The organism is Prosthecobacter sp. (genome assembly GCF_044226605.1).
In the GTDB taxonomy this organism is placed as follows: Bacteria; Verrucomicrobiota; Verrucomicrobiia; order Verrucomicrobiales; family Verrucomicrobiaceae; genus Prosthecobacter.
Window position 1 is genome coordinate 307,256 of record NZ_JBGAGS010000009.1, and the last position, 24,678, is coordinate 331,933.

10 protein-coding genes are annotated in these 24,678 nt (G+C 63.4%); 5 read left to right on the top strand and 5 right to left on the bottom strand.

The window, feature by feature from the left end; translation table 11 throughout:
* Positions 1–40: 40 nt before the first annotated feature.
* Positions 41–493 carry an ExbD/TolR family protein gene (locus ACILSO_RS14845; RefSeq protein ID WP_395738209.1) on the bottom strand — a complete coding sequence of 151 codons (453 nt, stop codon included), beginning with the start codon at positions 491–493 and terminating at the stop codon, positions 41–43.
* Between the two features lie 231 nt (positions 494–724).
* Here ACILSO_RS14845 and ACILSO_RS14850 point away from each other — a divergent pair, with 231 nt between their 5' ends.
* A complete protein-coding gene (locus ACILSO_RS14850; protein ID WP_395738210.1) occupies positions 725–1,363 on the top strand; it encodes a response regulator in 639 nt (212 codons plus the stop codon).
* Between the two features lie 536 nt (positions 1,364–1,899).
* Here ACILSO_RS14850 and ACILSO_RS14855 read toward each other — a convergent pair.
* Positions 1,900–3,234, bottom strand: a complete 1,335-nt coding sequence (locus tag ACILSO_RS14855) for a sulfatase-like hydrolase/transferase (protein WP_395738211.1) — start codon at positions 3,232–3,234, stop codon at positions 1,900–1,902.
* A gap of 81 nt (positions 3,235–3,315) precedes the next feature.
* Here ACILSO_RS14855 and waaF point away from each other — a divergent pair, with 81 nt between their 5' ends.
* Positions 3,316–5,295 (top strand): lipopolysaccharide heptosyltransferase II, encoded by a 1,980-nt coding sequence (gene waaF, locus ACILSO_RS14860; RefSeq protein WP_395738212.1) that lies wholly within the window; start codon positions 3,316–3,318, stop codon positions 5,293–5,295.
* 409 nt (positions 5,296–5,704) lie between these two features.
* Here waaF and ACILSO_RS14865 read toward each other — a convergent pair whose 3' ends face one another.
* Complete coding sequence (locus ACILSO_RS14865) at positions 5,705–8,002, bottom strand: heparinase II/III family protein (RefSeq protein WP_395738213.1); 2,298 nt, start codon at positions 8,000–8,002, stop codon at positions 5,705–5,707.
* Between the two features lie 459 nt (positions 8,003–8,461).
* Here ACILSO_RS14865 and ACILSO_RS14870 point away from each other — a divergent pair, with 459 nt between their 5' ends.
* Both ACILSO_RS14870 and ACILSO_RS14875 read left to right on the top strand, forming a co-directional pair.
* A complete protein-coding gene (locus ACILSO_RS14870; protein ID WP_395738214.1) occupies positions 8,462–11,878 on the top strand; it encodes a hypothetical protein in 3,417 nt (1,138 codons plus the stop codon).
* Positions 11,879–11,883: 5 nt separating this feature from the next.
* Positions 11,884–22,077 carry an autotransporter-associated beta strand repeat-containing protein gene (locus ACILSO_RS14875; protein ID WP_395738215.1) on the top strand — a complete coding sequence of 3,398 codons (10,194 nt, stop codon included), beginning with the start codon at positions 11,884–11,886 and terminating at the stop codon, positions 22,075–22,077.
* A 74-nt stretch (positions 22,078–22,151) separates the two neighbouring features.
* Here ACILSO_RS14875 and ACILSO_RS14880 read toward each other — a convergent pair whose 3' ends face one another.
* Both ACILSO_RS14880 and ACILSO_RS14885 read right to left on the bottom strand, forming a co-directional pair.
* Positions 22,152–22,781 (bottom strand): SprT-like domain-containing protein, encoded by a 630-nt coding sequence (locus ACILSO_RS14880; RefSeq protein WP_395738216.1) that lies wholly within the window; start codon positions 22,779–22,781, stop codon positions 22,152–22,154.
* Positions 22,782–22,786: 5 nt separating this feature from the next.
* Positions 22,787–23,668, bottom strand: a complete 882-nt coding sequence (locus tag ACILSO_RS14885; RefSeq protein ID WP_395738217.1) for a serine O-acetyltransferase — start codon at positions 23,666–23,668, stop codon at positions 22,787–22,789.
* 318 nt (positions 23,669–23,986) lie between these two features.
* Between ACILSO_RS14885 and ACILSO_RS14890 the strand changes: the two genes are divergently transcribed.
* Entirely contained in the window at positions 23,987–24,475 is a 489-nt protein-coding gene (locus ACILSO_RS14890) for a hypothetical protein (RefSeq protein WP_395738218.1), read from the top strand.
* Positions 24,476–24,678: the final 203 nt, after the last annotated feature.

Here is a 24,678-nt window from a genome sequence, read left to right on the forward strand (position 1 = left end):
GCACAAAACGCACGCAGCCGCACAGGCCTGTCGCCGCGCATCAAAACGTCGTCTCGCTCCCCACCGTGAAGGTCACGTTTTGGATCCCGGCTTTGTGCATGGCATTGAGCACATCAATGATGCGCTCATAGCTCGCCTGCTCCTCTGCCTGCAGCGTCACCAGCACCTTTTGATTCTGCCGTTTGGAGGACTCCTGCGCACGGATCAGGCTCCTCGTCAGCACAGGCAGCGCCTTGTCCTTCGGCGTGTCAAACTCCTGCTCGTTCATCGTCACTGTGCCGTCTTCGCCGATGCCGATGGTGATCTCCTCCACCGGAAACTTGATCAGCTTGGCCGGGTGCCCGGGATCAGGCAGCTGCGCCTTCAGCTCACGCTCCACCTTCACACTTCCCGTCATCACCATGAAGAATAGCATGATCACGAAAACGACATCGATCATGGGAGCAATTTGAAAACCAATCGCGGTGGTGTCGGAGTGGATGGTGTTTTTCATGGCGTCTGCCAGCATGACGGGGGGCGTAATCCAATCTTGGGGTGCAAATTTCGGATTTTTGCAGGCTTACTACCCGCCCTTCCGGCCCCCGGATGGACATTTTTTGACCATTCTAAGCTATTCCCAGATAGCCCCATGGCATTGAAAGGCAATGCAGTGCGCGAGTTGGGTTAACCCTTCTTAAGAACGTAGGCTTGACATTTATTTGAAAATGAGTCCTCTACTATCACCGTGAAAAGCAAAATCTATATACTCGACGACCACCCTATCGTTATCGAAGGGCTTAAGAAACTGATCGACCAGCAGGAAGACATGCAGGTGATCGGCAGTGCTGAAGACGCAAACTCCGCTCTCCAGCAGATTACAAAGATCAAGCCCGACGTTGTCGTTCTTGACATTACCCTGAAGGATCGCAGCGGCGTGGACCTCATCAAAAAGCTTCGTGCCAGCCATCCAAACATGCAGATCCTCGTGTACTCCATGCACGACGAAAACGTGTATGCAGAACGCTGCCTCCGCGCAGGCGCCATGGGTTACGTCATGAAGGGAGAGCCCAGCACCCGCGTCCTTCAGGGACTGCGTCAGGTCGCCGCCGGCTCTTTCTTCTTCAGCGCCGCCCTCCTTGGCAGCATCGTCTCCGGTGGCGGCCCTCGCGGCGGCTCTCGTGGCGAGCCCGCCCGCATGCTCAGCGACCGCCAGCTCGAAATCTTCGAGATGGTCGGCCGTGGCTTCGACTCCCACAGCATCGCCGAAAAGCTGGCCCTCAGCGCCAAGACCGTGGACGCCCACAAGGCCAACATCCGTCAGAAGCTCGGCCTCGCCTCCGCCCGCGAACTCCTCATGGAAGCCGTCCGCTGGGTCGAGAAATAGGATCTCTTCATCAACTTCACATCAACAAATCATCCCAACGGGCGGCGCTTCGGCACCGCCCGTTTTTTTTTGGCAAAAGTAGTCCAGAGCTTTAGCTCGTTCTGGCAAGCCCCCGCATCTCCACCACGCATTGCATCAAACAGCGCCGGGTGCAGGCTTGGGACGGGAAGAGGGGAACGGCGCTGGGACGCTTTAAAACTCAGCGGGAGTGGCAACGCGAACCTCCTCTCCCCGCCCCAGACCTCGTAGCTCTGAGCATTCTTCGGGGAGAGGCCGGGTGAGGGGTGAAACACATCCCCGAGCTGTCGCAGCCAGATTCCCTGTGGATCTGAATAGCTACAGCGCCGGATCGGATTTTGATTCGCGATAATTCGCGGCTATTCGCGCTCGAAATTCTGAGCACCTCCGATTTCGCCACACAGGGGCTGAGAGGTAAAGGACGCACAGAATGAATGCCTTCACACCTCTGCCACCTCGGCTCCTTTGCCCCTCTGCGGCCAGCCGAATTTTCTAAAAGTCGTCTCCACGCCCAAACCTCAATCCTTCGCCACCGCATCCCGGTCCGCCCGCGCCTTCACTCGCAGCCGTTCCTTCATCGTCGCCAGCACGTCCGCCTGCTGCCCCGCCACATCCTTTGTCTCGTTCGGATCTGCCAAGATGTCATACAGCTCATGCTTCGCCTTCTCCCCGCTGCCATGTTCCACCAGCTTCCACGGATCGCACCGCAGCGCGCGTGATTTGAAACCCGGCGCCACGGTGTAAAGCATGCGCGGCTGCGGCGGTGCCCCCTCCACCAGCTGGGGCCACAGGTTCACGCCATCCCATTTCAGATCCTTCGCCGGTTTGACTCCCACCAGAGCGCAGAAGGTCGGCATCCAGTCGATGATCTGCACCGGCGCCTCATGCTTCCCCGGCTTCACCACGCCCGGCCAGTTCATGAGGCACGGCACCCGCGTTCCTCCCTCATACACCGTGCCCTTCTCGTTGCGCAGCGGCTTGTTGTTCCCCGTGAGCGGCCCCGATTCATAGCCGTCCGGCGGATAGGCCTGCCCGTTGTTCTCCGCCGTGCTGCCCCCGTTGTCGCTGGTGAAAATGACGAGCGTGTTGTCACGCTGCCCGTTCTTCTCCAACGCCGCCACGATCTGCCCCACTGCTGCATCCAGGTGCATGATGCACGCCGCATACTGCCGCGCCACCGCACCCGTCACACTCGCAGGCACCTTGCTCACCCACTCCTCCGGCTCCTTCACCGGCAGGTGCACCGCCGTCATCGGCACATACAGGAAAAACGGCGCGCCCTTCCGCGCGCCCAGCCACTCGCAGGCTTCCTTGGCGATGAGATCCGTCACGTGCCCCGTCTCCTGAATCAGCTTCTCATTCCGCTGCCACGTCTCCATGAAGGGCCCCTTCTTGTAGTGATGATCCCACGGCCCCACCCCGCCCGCCAGCGAGCCATAGCTGTGATCAAACCCAAAGTGATTCGGACCCCACTCGGCCTTCGAGCCCAGGTGCCACTTCCCCGTCAGGCACGTCTCATAGCCCACCGTTTTCAGCGCCAGCGGCAGCGTCATCGTATCCCATGGCAGCGCCCGTTCGTTCTGTGGCGTCGTCACCCCAAAGCGGCTCCAGCACCGCCCCGTCATCAGCCCCGCACGCGTCGGGCTGCACACCGGCGCCGAGTAGTGGTGCGTCAGCTCCAGCCCCTCCGCCGCCAGCTTGTCCAGCACCGGCGTCGGCGCATTTCCGCCATGAAACCCCACATCCGCCCAGCCCAGATCATCCGCCATGATGAAAACGATGTTCGGCTTGGCTGGCGCAGCCCGCAGCAGCAGCGGAAAACAAATCGTAAGCAAAAAAAGAATGCGGTGCATCTCATGCCAAACGGAGCCGCCGCCTTTGATCTCGCATGAACGGTTGCGTGTCCGGAGCCGTTGCGGCATAAGGAACCGCACATGGGCCGCTCCAAAGACTCCGCCAGTTTTTCCACGCGCACCGTGCAGTGGCTGGTTTACGCGCTGTTCCGGTGCATCGAAGGCGTGCTCTGGCTGCTGCCGCTCATCGTGGTGTGGTGCGTCGGCCGCGTGCTCGGCACGCTCGCTTATTACATCGGTGGCAAGTACCGCCGCCTGGCCCTGCACAATCTCCACATCGCTTTCGGCCGCGAAAAATCCCCTGCCCAACTCCGGCACCTCGCCCGCGAGCATTTTAAAAGTCTCTTCGCCAACATCCTCTGCGGCTTCAAGCTCCCCCTCATGACCGAGGCTGCCATCTGCAGGCACGTCCGCTCCGTAGGCACCCAGCGCGCCCAGGCCGCCTTTGACGATGGCAAGCGCCCCGTCGTCAATCTCGTCCTCCACGCCAGCTGCTGGGAAATCCTCACCCAGGTGCCCTCCATGTACGTGCGCGGTCACAAGGCCGGCGCCATCTACCAGCCCCTGCGCAATCCCTGGCTGAACGCGCTCGTCCTCCGCCGCCGCGAAAAGCTCGGCTACACCCTCTTCGACCGCCAGGCCGGCTTCAACGCCCCGATGAAATTCATCCGCGAGGGCGGCCAGGTCGGAGTCCTCGTCGATCAGCACGCCGGCGACCACGGCCTCTGGTGCCCCTTCTTCGACCGCCTCGCCTCCACCACCACCATCGCCGCGCTCATGGCCATCCGCACGGATGCCGTCGTACTGCCCATGATGGTCTACAATGACGGCCCCGCCCGCTGGCGGCTGCTCTGCGCCCCCGAAGTCAAGGCAGACCCCTCCCGGCCCGGTGCCGAGGGTCTCACTCTCGCCATCAATGCCGCTGTGGAAGGCCTCATCCGCAAGCAGCCGGAGGCCTGGTTCTGGGTCCACAACCGCTGGAAGACGCCCAAGCCCCACTTCCTTCTCTCCAACTACCGCCGCGGCATCGCTTTTCCTCCGGACTACGACCTGAAACGCCTGCAGCCCTTCGAGCTCCTCATCCGCAGCCCCAACTGGCTCGGCGATGCCTGCATGGCCTTCCCCATGGTCCGCGCCATCAAACGCGGCCGCCCCGACCTCAAGATCACCATCCTCGGCCCCGACAAGCTGGAGGAACTCTGGCTCTCCATGCCCGAAGTCTCCCGCTACATCGCCAAGCCCGCCAAGGAAGGCCTCTTCGCCGTCGCCCGGCGCATCAAGGCCACTGGCGTCAAATTCGATGCCGCCGTCTTCTGCACCAATTCCACCCGCAGTACGTTGGAAGTCTGGCTCGCCGGCATCCCCCGCCGCGTCGGCACCCGCGGCTCCTTCCGCGCCAAGCTGCTCAATCAGATCATCAAGCCGCCGAAGGTTAAAATCGACAAAGAGCACCACGCGCACCGCTATCTCCGCATCGCCAAAGGCATCGGTGCAGACATCGAGCAGCCCGGCCTCTGGGACTCCGGCACCCCCCCCGCCTCCACCACCGACGGCACCATCCGCATCGCCGTCTGCGCCGGAGCCGAATACGGCCCCGCCAAACGCTGGCCCTTGGAGCGCTTCGCCACCGTCATCAATCAAATCTCCGCCCAGCACCCCCAGTTCCGCTGGCAGCTCGTCGGTGCGCCGAAGGAAAAGGAGATGGGCGAAAAACTCTCCGCCATGCTCCCGACGGCCCCGCACGAAAACCTCGTCGGCAAGACCCGCCTCTCCGAGCTCATCACCACCTTGCGCGGCTGCCAGCTTCTGCTCACCAACGACACCGGCACCATGCATCTCGCCGCCGCATTGGGCATCCCCACCGTCAGCATCTTCGGCTCCACCTGCCCCATCGAAACCGGCCCCCTCGGCGACCGCCATACGGTCATCCAGCACAAGATCGAATGCAGCCCCTGCTTCGACCGCGAATGCCGCTTCGGCCACTACAACTGCATGCAGCTCGTCACACCCGAAGAAGTCACCAAGGCCGTCCTCGCCCACTTCTCCAAGCCCTCCCCTTAGCCGCACCTCCGCGCGCAGTCAGGCGTAAGCCCCGGTCCATCAAAGCTCCCCAACCACCCACCGCCATTTGGAGTGCGGTCGCGGAGATGCAAGGCGCAGCCCTGCATCGCAGCTACCGCTTTCGTGGGGTGAAGAGATCCCTCCGCCCTTAGGCCACCCTCCGGCATGCAGCCATGTGTTTTCGCTGCGTGGAATCCGCGTGACGACACTCTGGCAGGAGTGGGACCATCCTGGTCCCACAACCCTCCGCAGCATCCGTCATCTTCATGTCCACCAGCATACCATCTCCCCATACACCATGGTATGCCCCTTCTTCCCCCACGCCTCCCCAAAGCCCCGCGCAGCCACAAAAAAAAGCGGGCTGTCTCCAGCCCGCCTCGTCCGTTCAGTCGCTTGCTGATGGACCCGCCTACTTCTTCGCACCCCACGTCGCCACCGGCGTCGGCGTATGCGCAGGCGCTTCATCCAGCGCAAAGGTGATGCACAAACTCTGCGCTCCTTTGCTTCCAGGAATCTCCGCCTGCAGCACATGCACCTTTTCTTTGATCAGATCACGCGCCTGCTCATTGGCAGCCTCGGGCGGCTCCGTCAGTTTGAAAGTCGCGCTCGCCGGCGCAACAATCGTCGCCACCAGCGTCTTGCCGCCCTGCGTCAGCTTCGCCGCCTTCCCGTCCGCAACCACCTCCGCCTTCGTGTGCATGCTCCAAACGATCGTGCCCGTGTTTTTCATGAACAGGTCATCCTGCATCACCACGTAAGGTTTCTCCCCGCGCACCACCATCACTCCGCGGTGCACGTCCTTCGCCGGCTTCGAATACGCCTTCGTCATGTCCACCACCGCAGATCCGCGCTCAGGCGTCGAACTGCCCAGCAGCACCGCCGCCTTCGCGTCCTGCTCCTGGTCGTTGCCGTCGATCACCAGCGTGTTCTGCCCCTTCGTGTTTTCCAGGTAAAGCTGGAACCGCTTCGTGCGGTCCGCACCCGGCTTGATCTCCGCACCCGGCACCCGGTCCCCTTCCGTTCCCAGCTCGATGCCCCAGCGCTGTCCGCCCGCCTCCATCACAAAACTGCCGATGTCCAGCTGCGCCGTCGTGTCTTCGTTCTCTCCGCCCTTCACCGCGATGAAGTAATCATCCTTGCCCCATCCCGAACGCGAGGTCGCCACAAAGCCCCCCGGCTGCGCATAGTCCATCGTGTCCGCCGTGCCGTCCCCCGCCGCATGCGGGTTGTAATAAATGAAATGCCCCACCTGCCCGAAGTAGGCCGCAGTCACCGGCATCTTGCCACCCGCCGCCACCGCACGAATGCCCGGGTTCCCCGCCACTCCGCACAGCCACGTCGCCACCCACGGCCGCACCGAGGTCGCGCTCTTCGCATCGCCAAAGTTAAACGTCTGCCCGCTCGGCCCCATCATGTGCATCCGCGCCGTGTTGAATTGTGGAATCCCCTCCAGCAGGCTGATGTTCAGGTCCTTGCCCGAAGCTGCTTTCAGCGAGCTCGACACCATCGCCACGTAGTCCATCACCGTTTCGCCTGCCTGCAGCCCTTCCGGCCACACGCCTGCCGGCGCAAAACGCACGATCCCTTTGCCAAACACCTTCGCCGCCGCATCGGCCGCTTTCTTCGCCGTCGCCGGATCATCATCCACCAGGCAGATCGCCGAGAGCAGCAGCGCGGACGCCGCCGCCATCTGCTTGCTGTCCGGCGGCAGCTTGCCCACATCCGGCTTCGCCTGCCCCTTCACCGGCGCCTTCGGCGGCGGGCCCTTCTTCGTCCCAGTCTGCCCGCCGGACACGCCTTTCGCGCTCTCAGGGATTTCCTCCCCCTCCAGGTGCGCGATCAGCGCTCCGATCCCCTTCTCCGCCAGGCACGTGCGGATCGTCGCCGCCTGCTCGTTGTTCAGTCCCGCGCGGAACCAGTCATACCCCAGCGCCACCGCCACCACCATGTCCGTCACATTGTCCATCAGGTCCGGGTGCCAGTCGCGGAAGGACACCTTGTCGGTAAACGCCAGCAGTTCATCGATGCCCTTCTGCTGCCATTTCAAATCGCCATCGCAGTAGTGCAGCGCACCCATCAAACCAATCCGGTACACCGCCTTCGGCCCCTCGCCACCCGTGTCACCATTGATGCGCGTCAGCGCCGGATCCTGCACCAGATCGTCCCCGGAAGCCTTCAGCGTCTCCAGCATCTTCGCCAGCACCGGATCCGCCGCTATTTGAGCCTTCAGCGCCGCCCACTCCGCTGCGTTGTGAATCATTCGCGGCCGTCCTTTGATCCCGCCCAGGTAATCGTTCACCACCGGCGCTTTAAACTTCGCCAAAGGCACCACCGCGATCGCCGGCCGTGGCGGCGCAGGCTTCTTCACCACCGCCGCCGTCTTCGCACCGCCCTTCGGCGTCGCCGGCGGAGTGGCGGGTGGCGTCGTTGCTGGCGGAGTTCCCGCGGGAGTCGCAGGCATCGCCACGGCGGGCGCTGTGGCAGGCGCAGCCTGCATCGCCGCATAGCGTGCCTTCGCATATTCAAAATCCGCCGGGCTCAGCTTGGCGATCTCCACGTCAAACTCCCTCCCGTCCTTCATCTTGATTTTCAGGGTCTTCGCCACCGCATCCACAGACACCAGTGTCGCCTCCACCGTCTTGCCCGCTGTGTTCGTCCACATGCGGTATTCCTCCGCCAGCTGGGCACTCCCTCGGGAGGCGGCCATCAGACACACAGAAGCAACAGCAAGATAACGCGCGGCAGTTTTCATAACAAAAAGTTAGGGGGGGACAATAAACCAGCGGCTCTCACCGCACAGGTCAAGTATAAACGCAGACGCTCCCCAGAGTTTGGGACAAATCATGTCCCTCCCAAGAATAACTCTCCTCACCCCGTTCTGCCGGTGCCGCACCATCCAATCTTCCTCCTCCCTTCCCCATCGCCCCTCACCACAAATCGTCCTCGTCCTCCTGTTCGAACTCGTCCTCGCCCCCACAAGCTCCGCCAAGCCCACCTCCTCCTTCCCGCCCACGCCTCCCTCTCCCCTTCATTCGTCATTCGACCCTGCTCCCCCCCCCGTCCACCTCCCCCCTAAGAATTTACCGAGCCTTTACACAACTTATCTCGTCACCAGCCCCACTTCCTGATAAAAAATTCTCGAAATCCTTTTCCACCCACCCTCCTCATGCGCGCGCTTCTGTCCCTCCTCTTCGTCTCGTGCCTCGCCTCCGCACTCGTCGCGCAGACACCCGCGCCTCCGCCTGCGCAGACGCCTCCGAGTCCACCCCCGCAGACACCGCCCGCGGCTATTCCCCCCAAAGTAGTCCCTCCAGCCCCGGCACCCGCTCCCGCCCCCACCACCGTCGTCCGCGAGCGCGAGCGCCGTGTCTACGTCCCCTTCGATGAACTCGAAAAAGTCTTCAAGGACGGCGGCAAAGGCGTTTTTCTCCCCTACCGCGAATTCCTCGACCTCTGGAACGAGCTCACTCTGAAGCGCGAAGAGACCGAAAAAGCCCCGCCCGCCGAGGCCGTCCTCGCCAAAGCCGAATACACCGGCCGCGTCGAAGGAGACAGCGTCATCCTCGATGCCAAGATCACCGCCGAATCGTTCAAGAAAGGCTGGGTCCTCCTCCCCCTCACAGATAAAGCCGCCCCCGGCATCGGCGAGGCCACCACTGGCAAGGCCGTCCTCCGTTCCCGCTCAGACGGCAGCGATCTCATGCTCCCCGAAAAGGGCGTCTATGAGATCTCCCTCAAAATCTACGCCCCCATCATCCGCACCGCCGGCAAATCCAGCGTCACTCTCAATCTCCCCCGCGCCGCCGTCTCCCGTCTCAGCATCACCGTCCCTGGCGAAGGCCTCGACTTTCAGCTCGCGCCCGCCGCCGCCTTCACCACCCAGGTGCAGAATGGCCAGACTCAGTTCGCCTGCTTCTTCGGCGCGGGTTCGCAGCAAAACATCGCCTGGGGTTCCGCCAAGGCCGTCACGCAGATGAGCCCCCTCGTCCTCGCACAAAACAGGCTCACCACCCACATCGGCATCGGCTCCGTCGCCACCACGGCAGACCTCTCCCTGCGCATCCTCCGCGCTCCCATCAGCGAATTGAAAATCGCCCTCCCTGCCGATCAGGAAATCCTCGGCGTCACCGGCGCTGGCATCAAGGAGTGGAAGATCGAAAACGGCCCCATCGCCGGGAATCCCGCCCAGGCCCGCAAAACCCTCGTCGTTCTCCCGGAGAAGCCTCTGCGCGATGACTACTCCCTCCAGCTTCAGCTCGAAGGCCCCGTCGCCAAGCTGCCCGCTGAGGTCAGCGTCCCCGACCTTGAGGTCATCGGCGCTGCTCAGGCCCATGGCGAAGTCGTCGTCGGTGCCGAGGCGCAGCTCGATGTCACCCCCAAGACCCTCACCTCCACCACCCGCTCCCTCGCTGGCGACAGCCGCTCCCAGGTCGGCACTTTCCGCATCCTCCGCCAGCCTTACAAGCTCACCCTCGATGTCGCCGAGGCCAAGCCCCAGGTCGAAGCCACCAGCCTCACCAAGCTGGCCGTCCGCCGCGAGGCCGCCACCCTCAGCACCGAGTTCCACTACACCGTCCGCCGCGTCGGCATCTTCGAGGCCCGCCTCACTCCCCCCGCCGGCTGGAACATCACCGATGTCAAAGGCCAGATCGAATCCTGGAACCTCGAAGGCGCGGACCTCGTCATCAAACTCCCCAAGCAAACCGCCGGCGATTTCTCCTTCACCCTCACCGCCCGCCAGACCCGTCCGCAGGCCACGGCAGACGTCGTGCTCCCCGTCTTCGCCCCGCAAAACGTCACTCGCCACGAGGCCCTCGTCGGTGCCACCATCCATTCCAGCCTGGAACCCAACACCAAGGAACTCGGCGACTTCCAGCAGGAGGACGTCAGCGCCGTGCATCTCCAGAGCGAGGCCAATGCCACCGAACTCGCCTTCCGCTACCGCGATGCCGCCAAGCCCGCCACCCTCAGCCTGAAAAGCCGCAGCTCCCAGGTCAGCGTTGAAGTCCTCACCCTCGTCGAGGTCAAAGAGCAGTCCACCCGCCACTCCTGGACCCTCGCTTTCGATGTCGCCTACGCCGCCACCGATCGCTTCATTCTCGCCGTCCCCAAGGACGTCGCAGACCAGATCCGTTTCGTCGATCAGCAGGTGAAGGAGATCAACAAAGCCTGGCAGCCCCCTCAGCCAGTCACCCTTCCAGACGCCGCCAGCTACGCTCTCTGGGAAGTCGTTCTCCGCAGCGAGCGCCAGGGCGCCTTCTCCCTCACCCTCACCCTTGAGCGCCCCATCACCCTCGAAGCTGGAAAAACGGGCAAGATGGACCTCCTCCACGTCCACGTCCCCGGTGCCTTCCAGGAGACCGGCCAGGTCGCCGTCGTCAAGGCCCCCAGCCTCGAAATCCGCAAGGCCGAGCCCGAAACCCTGGAAGAAATCGATGCCCGCGAGCTCCGCCCCGAGCTTCAGCGCCCCGGCGTCTTCCTTGCCTACAAGTACCGCTCCCTCCCCATCAAGCTCGGCGTCGAACTCGCCAAAAACAGCTTCATTCCCGTCCCCCAGGCCGTTATCACCCACGCCGACCTCATCACCGCCGTCGCCACGGACAAAGCCCAGACCACCGAGGTCATCTATTGGGTGAAAAACAACGACCTCCAGTTCCTCGTCGTCCGCCTCCCCCAGGGCTCTCGCCTCCAGTCAGACGTCTTTGTCAATCGGGAAGCCCAGCAGCCCATGCGCCGTGAAGGCAGCGAGGACATGCTCGTCCGCCTTCCCAGTGGCGATGCCGCCCGCGTCGCCTTCCCCGTCCGTTTCGTCTTCGAGTCCCCCAGCACGGCTCCGGGCGAAAAACTCGGCCTCTGGGGCGCCTTCTCCGTCAATGTCCCCCAGGTCGCCGATGTCGGCATCATGGAGACGCGCCACACCCTCCTGCTCCCGCAGAATGAGTGGCACTACACCAGCTTCAGCGGCCCCCTCTCCCCGGAATCCCGGGAAACCTCCTGGCGGGAGATGCAGACCTTCGTCAACACCGTTCTCCCCGCCTTTGGCCCTCAGCTCGACAACCTCGATCAGACGCAGCAGAGCCGCATGCCAGCTGTGACGGATGACATCCGCCTCCTCTACGGCTCCCAGGTTCAGCAGCAGGGCCATCGTGAAGTCCTGCACCGTCTCGGTCCACCTGCCGAGATCGGCGTCAGCTTCCGCGGCCGCCGCGTCACTTTCCTCTACCAGGCCCTCGCCTTCCTCGTCTCCCTCATCGCCGGCATCCGCTGCTGGAAGAGCGCCCCTTCGGTCAAGCTCCGCTACCTCATCATCTTTGGCCTCGGCGCCATGCTCCTCACCGGCCTCGTCAGCGCTGCCAATGTCCCCGTCCTCCTTTCCTCCATGCTGGCCGCCTTCATCCTCCTCATCGCCTGGATCATCTGCGCCCTCTTTACCTCCGTCCCCCGCCTCGTCCACCGCACCCACACCTGGTGGACCAACCGCCACCCCCAGCCCCCCGCTCCCCCCTCCCCCGCCCAGCCCCTCCTCCCGCCCCCCCTTCCCCACCCAGCCCCCCTCCCGCCGCCCCAACCCCCCGCCGCTTGACCGAGATGAATCCCACTCATCCTCTTCATCGCCCTCCCAGCTACGGCAGAGGTAGGGCGGCTTGTCCCCAAGCCGCCGCCACCCAGCGCCCCACTTTCGAGGGCGGTCACCCACCGGGCCATGAGCCGACCCACCCCTTTCCGCAAAGTGGACAGCGGGCCAACATCCCAAATCCCCCAAAGCCCGCGCCAGCGTCCCCGGACTGCGGTGCTTTAGCACCGCTCTCGCCACACCCTACGCTCTCTCCCACCCCATCGTCCTCCTGCTCGAACTCGTCCTCGACCCCAACGCCTCGCCATCTCCCAGCGCCCCGCGCCATCCCCAGTCCCTCTGCCAATTCCCATTTTTCAGTTCACAGTTCTCAGTTTTCAGTCCCACAACGCCCCGCCCGTCCCCCCACCTCTGCGAGCCCTCGCCCCTCCGTCATCCAGCATCCAGCAACCAGCATCCAGCATCTTCTTTCACTCCTCGCCACCCTGGCCTTCACCCTTCACCCTTCATCCTTCATCCTTTCAGCCGAGCCCCCCCGCCAGGAACTCTGGGTCCCCACCAACCAGCTAGACACCGTCCTCCGCTCCCACCCCAACGCCGTCCTCCTCTCCCCGGAGCAGTACAGCACCCTCGTCCGCGACGCCGGCAAGACCAAGCCCGAGGACAATCCCGACCCCAGGCTCGCCCCGCCGAAACTCATCGCCATCGAGTCCCTCCGTCTGGACGGCACCGTGGCCCCCGGTGCCGCCACCGTCACACTGCGCGGAGAGCTCTCCCTCCAGCTTCCCTCCAAAGACTGGCTCAGCACCCAAATCCCCTGGCCCTTTGAAATGAGCAGCGTCACCTCGGAAGGTGGCAGCATCTTCGCCCACATGGAACCCGCCCAGGCAGCCTCCCAAGGCTCCAAAGCCGGCTCCGCCGCCGCCCCCCACCTCATTCTGTTCGCCAAAGGTCCCGGCCCCGCCAAACTCCGCTTCGAAGCCCAGCTCCCCCTCTGGGTTCGTCTCGGTGCCGGAGAGCGCACCTTGGAACTCCCGGATCTCCCCTTCGCCGGGTCCCTGCACCTCACCCTGCCCCCCGGCGTCCGCCTCCTTGCCGGATCAGCCGCCGAGCGCAGCGGCGATGCCCTCAAGGTCGCCTTCGATCACCGCAGCTACCACGACAGCGAGTCCTTCCTCCCTCCCGGCACCCCCCGCGCCCTTCGCGTCCGCTGGATCGAAGCCCCGCCAGCCATCGCCTCGCAGCCCCTGCGCTTCTCAGACTCCGCCTCAGCGGAAGTCTCGGTCACGGAGGCCTCCGTCGCCACCACCCTCGTCTTCGGCGTCTGTGTTCAAAGCAACACCGGGCGCGAGACCGAGATCGCCTGGCCCCTCACCGGAAAGGACGCCCAGGTCACCGATGTCACCGGCACCGCCCTCCGCCGCTGGCGCCAGGAAGGCGGCAAGCTCTTCGTCACCCTTGAGCGCGATGGCGCCATGCACGACCTCACCGTGAAACTCCGCCGCATGATCAGCTCCCTCGCAGACGCTGCGGAGCCGCCCCTCCTCCAGCTCAATCCCCCCCTGCATGCCCGCGTCACCTTCTCCCTCGCCCCGGACCTCGATTTCTTGAATCTCTCCGGCGCACGCCAGGTGGATTCCCGCACCTTCGAGTTCCAGCTCGGCGTCGATCAGCCACGCCTCGTCCTCCGCACCTCCAAGCCCCGCATCGAATCCGACGTCGATGTCCTCGCCCGCATCGACAAAGACAGCGTGCAAATCGAGCGCAAGCTCACCCTTCGCAGCGACCGCCCCGTCACCGAGGTCAAAGTCACCCTCCCGCCGCAGGAGGAGTTCATCGCCATCCTGTCCACGCCAGCCGGTGGCACCGCGCCCATGCTCACCACCAACGGCTCTCAGCAGCTCGCCGTCAGCAACGTCGCATCCTCCCCCGAGCGCCTCGTCACCCCCAACAACATCAGCCAGCCGGTTTTCTCAGAACGACTCATCACCTCAAACATCGTCAACAATTCCACCGGTTCATCCTCCCCTTTCCCCCTCACCTGGCGTCGCGTCGGCCAGACCATCGCCCTTCTGCCCCTCCGGCCCATCGATCCGTCCACGCCCCTTGAACTCAGCATCACCTCCCGCCTCAAGCTCACCAAGGCCTGGACCGGCCCCAGGAACCCTGAAACCGTCACCCTCCGTCAGCTCGATGTTCCGGACGCCGTCAAAGTCGCCGGCTACACCGCCCTCGATTTCGACGACGCCTGGCGCGTCGCTTTGAAAGAAGCCAAGGGCCTCGAAGACCGGGATGCCCGCCTCACCCCCGTCAAAGGCCGCATGGCCTGGTTCGGCCTCCGCGAGCACTCGCTCACCTTTGAAGTCGAGCGCGCCGAAGCCGTCTTCTCCACCGAAGTCACCGCCTACGCCCTGCCCCGCGCCCGCACCATTGAGATCGAAGGCCAGTTCCTCCTCGATATCTCCGGCGCTCCATTGCGCACCTTCCAGGTCCAGCTCCCCACCGCCAACGCCAAGCTCCTCCGCGTCACCTCCCCCCTTGTCGGCGAGCAGCAGCTCGATGAAGCCACCGGCACCTGGACCTACACCCTCCGCCAGGAGTCCAAGGGCAGGCACACCATCCGTTGGCGCATGAGCCTCCCCAGCACCGGGGCCATTCCTGACCCCGCTCCCGCTCCCCAAAACGCCACCACTCCCCCCTCCCTCACCGCCACTCTCCCCCACCTCTCCCTCCCCCAGTCCCGCCGCTTCTCCGGCACCTGGGTCATCGAGGCCAACACCGACACCCAGCTCTCCACCAAAATCCAAAACATGCAGCCGCTCGATGTGCTGCGTGTTCCCGTCGTCATCGGCTACCAGCCCCGCCACCGCATCACCAGCGCCTTCACCTACGGTGCCGGAGACAGCTCCCTCACGGTCACTGCCCAGCGTCACGCCCACTCAGAGCTCGCCGCCCTCGTCATTAACCGCATGACCCTCACCTCCGTCCTCGGCACCGACGGCCACAGCCTTCACCAAGTTCAGCTCGATCTCTCCCACTCCGGCGAGCAATTCGTCAGCCTCCATCTGCCCAAAGGCGCCGAACTTCTCAGCACCTCCAGCGGTGGCCAGGCCGTCAAGCCCGTGCGCAGTGTCGAAAACGCCATCGCCATCCCCCTCCCCGCCGGCTCCGCCAACGAGCCCCACACCCAGGTCAGCCTGCAATACCGCCAGAATGTCACCGCCTGGAGCACCAGCGGCACTCAAAACCTCGAGCCCATCCGCCTCGTCGGAAACGTCCCCGTCCTCTCCACCGACTGGGCCGTCCACGCCCCCGCCACCTTCGGCTATGACGCCGCGGACACCACCCTCGAGCAGTCCCACCTCCTCAATGACGCCGCCGCCCCCGGCCTCATGCCCCGCCTCGTCTCCATCCTCGGCAAACCCTTCCAAAACATCTTCGAACGCTCCTACCGGTACGAGAAGAACGTCGATTTCCTCCCCGGCGGGTCAGGGTGGGTATTCGATGAGCACGGCGTTCGTGTAGGTCATGAAAGTCCTAAGCGCCACCATCGGATTGAAGAAACGCGCAGGTTCATGGACCGCGGCGACAAGCTGTTCAGCGAAGGCGACTATGAAGAATCTCTTGGTTCCTACAGGACCGCCATGGATTCCCTTCCAAACGCACCCGAGACCGAGGACTGGCTCAATCTCGCCCGCCTCAAGTTCGCGGATTGCAGCGTGGTCGTGGCGCGGGAGCGGGCGAAGCAGGGAAAATTCAATGAGGCGCAGCAGTTGCTCCAGGAGGCGCAGCGGCTCGTTCCCGGACACAAAGCCGCCGCTTTGGCGCTCTCCAACCTGAAGAATCCCGATCGCTATCCCCCCATCGTCCAGACCGATGCTGTGCAGGTTCAAAGAGGCCTCCTCCTCGCCAACTCCAGCGTCGAACTCGGCAACTACGATGCCGCCATGTCCCAATACCAGGACGTCCTCCGCATTGACCCCTACAACAGCGCCGCCCGCCGCGGCATTGAGAACGCGGAGCGCAAAAGAACGGCCTACTTCAAGACCGCCTACGACCACCAGCGCGCCAAGATGCTCGCCCAGGTGAATGAACGGTGGGAGGACAAAGTTCCCGTGCAGCGCCAGGTGATGCCCTTTGGGATTGTTGATGTTGGCGGTGACAGGGCCTCAAGCAACCAGCGCTCCGACCTCGCCGACAAGATGAACCAGATCATCTTCCCCTCGGTGAACTTTAACAAGGCCACCGTCGAAGAAGCTCTCGAGTACCTCCGCGTCAAATCCCGCGACCTCGACCACTCCTCCTCAGGCGTCAAAGGCGTCAACATCATCCTCAGGACCGGCGATGCCCCCACGAACGCCGAAATCAGCCTCGATCTCAAGGACATCCCCATGAGCGAGGCCCTGCGCTACGTCACCGAGCTGGCGCAAATGAAATACAAGGTCGAGGCCAACGCCGTGATGGTGACCCCGATCGGTGAAGGCACGCCGGAACTGCTCACCCGCAGCTTCCCGGTGCCACCAGATTTCCTCACACAGATCACGCCCTCGTCGCAGGGAGTGCTACTTCCGGCCGATCCCTTCGCACCCACTCCCCCGGGTGCGGGCCAAAGTCCTCTCCAGCGAACAACCGCCAGAAGCGGACTCGAAGCCATTGGCATCACCTTCCCCGAGGGTGCCGCAGCCTCCTACAACCCGGCCAATTCACAACTGGTGGTGCGCAACACCCAGGCCAATCTCGACCTCGTGGAAGCCTACGTTTCCACCATTGGAGGAGGGCTTAACCCTGGACTGGCAGATCGTACAGCGTCAGGTGTCATCGAAGGCAGGCAGCTTGCCCCTGCGGCGGATGGATTCGTCGGTTTCGAATATGGCGTTGGCCGCTCACCAGGAGCCTACCTCACCGAGAAGATGAACAAGATCATTCTTCCCTCAGTGCATTTTGAGGGCGCCACCATCGAAGAGGCCATCGAATATCTGCGTGTAAAGACACGCGATCTCGACACCTTCGCCGAAACATCCGGCAGCAGAGGCGTCAACCTCATCATGAGACAGGGCGAGGCTCCCTCCAACACCAGCATCAGCCTCGACCTCAAAGACGTCCCTCTTGGCGAAGCCCTCCGCTACGTCACCGAACTGGCGCAGATGAAGTACAAGGTGGAAGCCCACGCCGTGCTCATCGTCCCGCTCTCCGAAAACGCCAGCGAGCAGTCCTTTCGCACCTACCGCGTCCCCCCAGATTTCCTCTACGCGGGCGGTCAGGGATTCAAAACCGCAAGACAAGTCCTCGAAGCCGCAGGCATCCTCTTCCCTGACGGCGCTTCTGCCAGCTACAATCCTGCGACCGCACAGCTCGTCGTTCGCAACACCCAGCCAAACCTCGACCTTATCGAGACCTATGTGCAGTCGGTCTCAAAAAGCTCAGGCCGCCTTTTCGCGAACGTGGATGAAATGCTCTTCGACGGCCGGCTTCAGGCCAAATCCGGCCTCATCCCCCTGGATGTGACCCTGCCAGAAACCGGCCGTCTCCTCCACTTCCACGGCGCTCAAGCCCCGGAAACCCTCGCCCTCCATTACACCGCCTGGTCCCGGCAGATGTTCCGTGCCGTCCTCGCCATGGCCCTGGGCATGGCCCTCTTCTGGCGCTGGGGCAGGCACCGCCCCTGGTTCCTCACCTTCCTCGTCCTCATCCTCACCGCCTGGGCCTTCCCCCTCCTTCTTCCCGCGCCCCATCTAGCCCTCGCCAACGCCCTCACCTTCGGCTGGCTCTCCGCCCTCCTCCTCCACCTCCTCGGCCACCTCTTCTCCGTCGGTACGACAGACACTCCTGTCTGTCGGCCAGCGCCCCGCAATCTCCCCGGCCCCCAGACTGCCCTCCCCCTCCTGCTCGCCTTTCTGTCTCTGGCAACCACCCTCCCCGCCGAAGACAAACAACCTTCCCCCGACCCCGCTGCCCACACCGTCATCATCCCCTACGACGTCAAGCAGCCCCTCGACTCCCAGAAAGCCGAGCGCTATTACCTGGGCTACGACGAATTCCAGCGCCTCTGGAAACTCGCCAAGGAAAACCGCCGCGCCCTGCCCCCGGAGACCGACTCCACCCATGAAGCCGTCATCCACAGCGCCCTTTACAAAGGCCGCATCGAAGAACGCGGCCTCGTCCTCGAAGCCCGCATCACCGCCACCTCCCGTGGCGACTGGACCAAGCTGCAGCTTCCCTTTGCCGCCCCTCCCACCCACGCTCTCGTAGGCGAAGTCCGTGTCGATGGCAAATCCGCCGCCCTCACCGATAACGCCGTCACCCTCGAGCATCCCGGCACCCATTCCATCGACCTCACCGCCACCCTCCCTCTTCAGAGCGACTGGAAGAGTCTCACCCTCAGCCTCCCTCCCGCTCTCTCCGGCATCCTCTCCCTCAGCACCCCCAAGTCCGACGGCTGGCTCCGCATCAACGGCGCCGCCGCCTCCACTGTCGAAGAGCAGCCCTCCGCCCGCCTCTTCACCCAGACCCTTGGCACCCACCATGAGGTCCGCCTCGAGCGCTCCTCCCGCGGCCTCGAACGCGGGGAAGCCCCCGTCTCCTCCGCCACCGTCCGCGGCACCCTCACGCTGCGCGAACTCCAGCCTGAATCCTTCGACGCACAAATCGAATACGAATTCCCCGGCGTCGTCCGCCGCACCCTGGAGTTCGCGGTCGATGAAGGCGCGCTGGAAATCGGCGCCTTCGACATCCGCACCACCCTTCCCAGCGCAGGCATCGTCCCCGTCCCCGCCATGACCACCCAGACCCGGCGCGAAGGCGGCAGGATCATCTTCACCATCACCCTCCTTCACGAGGTCAGCCACGGTGCCGTCATCCACATCCAGGGCGCCCAGCGCTTCCTCAGCGCCCCCGGCCAGCGCTCCCTCTCCCTCGTCCATCCCCTTGCCCTCCGCGTCAAACAGGACATCACCCTCCTGCACGACGACTCCATGAAGCTCAAGGTCGCCGCCGGCTCCGCCCAGCGCTCCACCAGCTCCCAAAACCAGGACTTGCAGGACGCCGGCCGCTGGCAATGGAGCGGCCTCACCACACCCGCCCGCCTCTGGCAGTTCACCGGCCCCTCCAGCCCCACGGCCCCCACCTACGACGTCCAGCCCGCAGCCCTCTTCGCCGAAGCAGACGTCTCCTACGTCTTCCAGCTCACCGAACAGAAAGCCGAGCTCCTCGCCGCCCTCACCCTCAAACGCAAACGCGGCCTCTGGACCAACGCCGTCGTCGGCCTCCCCGCCGGTTACGAAGTCCAGGCCGTCCAGGGCCCCGCCCTCATGTCCTGGCAGCACGAAGGCTCCCAGCTTTACCTCCAGCTCCACCCCGGCCTCGCCGGTGCCGAGGCCCGCCTCGTCGTCCATTTGGCCAGGGTTTCCCCCCAGCCCGTCACCACCTGGACCCTCGAACCCCTCAAACTCGAAAACTACGAAAAGGTCGGCGGCAAGGCCTTGATCGTCGCGCACGCCGCCAACGAGGTCAAATTGCCGAATCCGACACACAACTCTGCACTCAAAGAGCTCGATGCCACCGTCCTCGACAGCGTCTTTGCCATCGCTCCCCCCATGGAAAAGAAGCGCGGCCTGCAGCACGAAGGCACCTCCTGGACCCTGGACGTCTCCCTCACCCGCCAGCCCTCCCGCTTCACCACCGAAACCATGCTCCTCGTCCTCGCCTCAGACGCCGGCATCCGCATTTCGCAGCAAGTGGTGGCATTGGTGGAACAAGGTGCCGTCAGGCAGCTCAGCATCCGCCTCCCCGCCTCCCTCCCCGAAGCCGTCGTCAGCGGCCCCCTCCTCCGCGAAACCCGCTCCCACATCGAAAACAACGAGCGCATCTACGAATGCTCCCTCCAAACCGAAGTCCTGGACCGCGCCGAACTGACCTTTGACCTCGATTTACCCCTTTCGAGTGAACTAGACGTCCCCTTCGTGAAGGTCCCGGAAGCCAGCCGCCTCACCCGCTGGTTCGTCCTCGACAACGCCTCCGCCCGCGAAGCCAAGGTCACCACCCAGACCGCCCTGGAGCCCGTGGCCCGCGACAGTGTGCCCTACCTGCCCGCCAGCCTTCTCCGCCCCCAGTTCTTCCGCGCCACAGGAGAGGGTGCGTTAAAGATTGCCTATCAACAACTTACAAGCACGGAAGGCAACGCCGCCCTCATCACCCTCGCTGACCTGACCACCATCCTGCGTCCCGACGGCACCCGCTGGGACGTCGCCCAGTATTCCCTGATCAACCGCTCCCTGCAGTTCCTGCCCGTCATCCTTCCAGACCATGCCGAACTCATCAGCGTCAGCGTCTCCGGTGAACCCGTGCGTGCCGATGAAGAAACTCAAAACGGCCAACGCGTCCGCCTCATCCCCCTCATCCACACCCGCCCGGGCCAGCGCGCGTTGGAGGTCAAAATGATCTATCGTTTCGCAAAAAGCGGCAAATTGCAGCAAACCACAAAGCTGGACGACCCCGAAGTCGTCGGACTCTCCGTGGAGCGCACCACCTGGACGGTGTGGACTCCCCAAGGCTGGAGCCTCAAGGACTTTGACGGCAACATGACCTCCACCGCCGCGGAAGGCCGCGAACTGCTGCAGCTTGAAGGCATGCTCAGCGAACTCGGCGAGGCCAACCGCCTCCTTTCCTCCGGCAAACTCGACTACCGGGAAGCCGAGGCCGCCTACCGCGACGCCAATGCGCTGGCCCAGGTGGTGCAGCAGAAGAAGGCCGAGATCCTGACCAAAGTCCGCAGCCGCGCCTCCGTGGACATCCCCCGCCAGGACAGTGTGGACACCGAAGTCAGGCAGCAGCAGGAACTGCTGCAAGGGAACTGGAACAGCAACTACGCCAACGGGAAAGGCGTGGCAAAAAACGGCAGGATCGAGCAGGGGAAGACCTCCTGGGACTTCAACAACGCCGCGCCGCAGGAGCAGCAGATCCGCCTCGCAGGCAACAACACCTTCACCGGCTCCGTCACCACCAACGGCGGCCAGCTTTTCAATGACAACGTGGCCGTGGACAACAGCTACTTCGCCGCCAACGGAGTTCCGCAGCAGCAGCAGAATGGCGGAACACTCGTTCTCAGCAGTGCCAATGCCTACGTCGGCGGCACCACGGTGAATGCGGGCGGCGTCCTCAGCATCAACAGCCTCAACCCCACGGCATCCCAAAACTACGGCAATTTCCAATCCACAGCCCTCGCCCAGAACGCCAACGGCTCCTTCAACACCGTCAACTCCAACGCCCGCAGCAACAACCTCGGCAACAACGCGATCGTTGCATTCAATCAAGCAACGGCCACGACGACCGAAGAAAAAAGAGGTGAACAGATGGCCTCTGGCAAACCTGCGAACAGCGTGCTCTCCATGGGGAAAGACATGCAATCCCTCCCCGGCGGCGGTGCGGGAGTAACCCTCAACAGCCCGCCTGCTATAAGCGGCACCGTCAACTTCTATGGCAGGACGGACCAGCCGGTTGCGGTGGCCAATGTTGCCGGTATCGCGGGAGGCTGGGCTACGGCTGATGCAAATGCCGACAGAGGTTCTCTCACTCTTGGTGCAGCAACGACACTGGGATCTCAGGCAGTCGGAACTGGCGCCCTGACACAGACTGCTTCCGTTCCCAATACTGCTTCAAGCTTGACCACCAACATGGCGGGCAGCACCACATTTGGGGGCGTGATCGCGGGCACCCCGGTGCAGCAGCCCCAGGCACTCCAGCAGGCCTTGCCAATGCCCAAGCCGGAGGCACAGCAGCCCGCTGCTCCAGCCATGGGCGCTGATCCATTCGGTTCTCCTGCGGAGCCTGCTGCAGTCGCATTAAGGGGTGCCGATCCCTTCGGCGCACCCGGTGCTGGAGCCAAAATGCCCGAAGCGAGAGACGCGGTGGAAAAAGCGAAGGCAGCACCGGCGGCCAAAGAGGATGACGATGGCAGGGCGGGAGGCCGTCCCACCACCCTTGCGCAAACGGTGGAGTCTCTGCGTCCCACGGGGCGTCGGGCGCTTGGCATTGATCTTCCGCTCGATGGCACGGCGCATCATTTTTCGAAGCTGAAAGACCACGCGGTGCTGGAAGTGGCCATCCAGCGTGTCGGCGATCCGAAAACAAACTCCCGCCTCATCGGCCTCACCCTTGGCCTGCTGCTGTGGGCGGGGATCGGCTGGAAGATGAAGCGGCGCCACACAGTCTGAAAACGTTGGTAGACGGCGGGCCTTCAAGACACGCGGCAGCACTCCAGAATGCAAAGCGCCCGGAGAAGATCTGCCTACCTTTGCGCCACCAGCGCGAGGCGGAAGCGGCCGTCGTATTTGCCGCCGGCGTGGCGGTTGCAGCATTGCAGGCAGGCGGTGGGGCGGCGGAATTTGCGGACGCGCTGCACGGTGGTCTGGCACACGGGGCAGGCGTAGGTGAGCTTGCGCTCCACTTCATTGCGCGGCAGCGGCAGGCGATGGTGCGCTTTTTCGCCGGGAATGCCAAGGTCGGCGCAGGCCTGCCGCCATTCGCGCCCATGCGGCTCGATGCGTTTCCTTCCGCTGCGATGATAGGCGATCAAATGCGCCAGTTCATGCTTCAAGGTGCGATCCACCTGCCCTTCAAACTCGCGCAGCCGCGGGTTCAGCTCGATGGCCCAGCCTGGATACCGCGCATAACCTGCGGTGCTGCGCAGTCGGGCATTCCAGGTCACGGTTACGAGCTTGGCGCCGCCGGGCATGTCCAGCGCCAGCAGCATGGCGCGGGTCTGCTCCTCCAGCGTTTCATCGCGCCCGTCGAGAATGGTTTCCTCATCTCCGGCAGGTGCCGGCGCGGGAGCGGGAGCAAGTTCGCGCACGGAGCTGAATGGCATCCAGTGCGGCAGCGCGGAGAAATCAAAACTGAGCTGGGAGAGATCGAACATGCGCGTCACTTCTTCTTTTTGACCTGCACCTTGTGCTCCTGGTCGCCAAGGGCGTAGAGCATGTCGGGTGCCACGGATTCAAGGAGGAATACGTTTGCGCCGATGGTGCTGCGCGCACCAATGATCGTGTCGCCACCGACAATCGTCGCATTGGCGTAGACCGTGACGTGATCCTCCAGCGTGGGATGGCGTTTCTTGCCACGCAGCGCCTGTCCTGCGGCAAGCGAGCGTGCCACAAGGCCGACGCCCTGATACAGCTTCACATGATTGCCCAGAGTGGCGGTCTCGCCGATGACGACGCCGGTGCCGTGATCGATGAAGAAATGCGTGCCGATCTCCGCGCCGGGATGAATGTCGATGCCCGTGCGGCTGTGCGCCCACTCCGTCATCATGCGCGGGATCACGGGTACGTTTTTCAAATAGAGCACATGCGCGGTGCGCTGAATGGCGATGGCCTCAAGGCCCGGATAGGCGAGAATGATTTCTTCAAAGCCACGCGCGGCGGGATCGCCGGCATACGCGGCTTCGACATCCATTTTTAACAACGCGCGCACCTCGGCCAGGCCCATCAAAAAGCTGCAGACGATGCCGGACACTTCTTCATCGCGATTTTCATGGTTGCCATTCAGGCGGAGGCTGCGGCGCACTTCCACGTTGAGGCGTTCGCGCATGCTGGCCACGAGTTCATTGGTCATGAGCTCCAGCTCCTGGGAGGACACCGCTTCATCGGAAAAGAAGCCGGGAAAGAGCAGGTGCAGCAAGTCTTCGCAAAGGGTGGCAATCGCGCGCTTGGACGGCAGATTGCCGCAATCGACGTGGTTGATCCCGCCCACCTCGTGATACGAGGCCATGAGGCTGGAGACGATTTCAGTTTGGCGGCAATCCATGTGTGCAATCAGCGATACCGCGCTGCGTTCTGGATTCAAGCGCGGGGGTGAAGTGATTGCTGTGAATAAGTTGCCCGAAGCATCACTTGAAATTGTTGTGAAGCGCGCACTACAGTTCGCGGTCGCTTCATACCTTTTGATTTTCCGCGGCTGAACCGGGGCGGCTCATACGCCAACGGCTGACTTGCTGAACTTATGACGACTTCATTCGATCGCTTCGAATCCCTGTGGAGGAATCTGCTTTTGCCGGGCGACGCGGGTGCATGGCACACAAGGCTGTTGAAATGTTACTCAGAGCCGCAGCGGGCCTACCACACCTTGCAGCATCTCGAAGAATGCCTGCAGTGCCTGGATGAGGCGAAGAAGACGGGCCTGATCGCAAAGCCGGATCTCATCGAGATGGCGCTGTGGTTTCATGATGCGGTGTATGATCCGAAAGGGAGCGAGAATGAAGAGCGCAGCGCGCAGATGGCGGTGGAGGCTCTGGGCGGAAGCGACATCGCACACGAAGTGGCGCGGCTGGTCATGCTGACGAAGTCTCACGAGCCGGGAGACTGCGCGGATGATGCGTGGATCATCGACATTGATCTCGGCATCTTTGCGCAGCCGCTGGAGCGTGTGCTGGAGTATGAGAGGCAGATCCGTGCGGAGTATGCGTGGGTGCCGCAGGATGTGTATGCGGAGAAACGCGCGGAAATTCTGAACGGCTTTTTGCAGCGTGGGCAGATCTATCTCACTGAGTGGGCTCGTGAGCAGTTTGAAGCCACGGCGCGGGCAAATCTGCGGAATTTGATTGCTGGCTTGTGAAACGCTTTCTGTTGTGGCTGGCGATGGAACTATGCATGGCCAGAACGTCAGGGGCTTCGACGACGGCGGGCTGGGGACACAGGCTGTGTGAAAACACTCTTTTTAGAGAGGCCTGCCCGGAATGCCGGTTAAATTCTGGCATTCTGCCAAGCGATTTTGCCTTCAGTGCTGTGCTGCTTTCCTGAGCGCTTGTAATGCGCTTA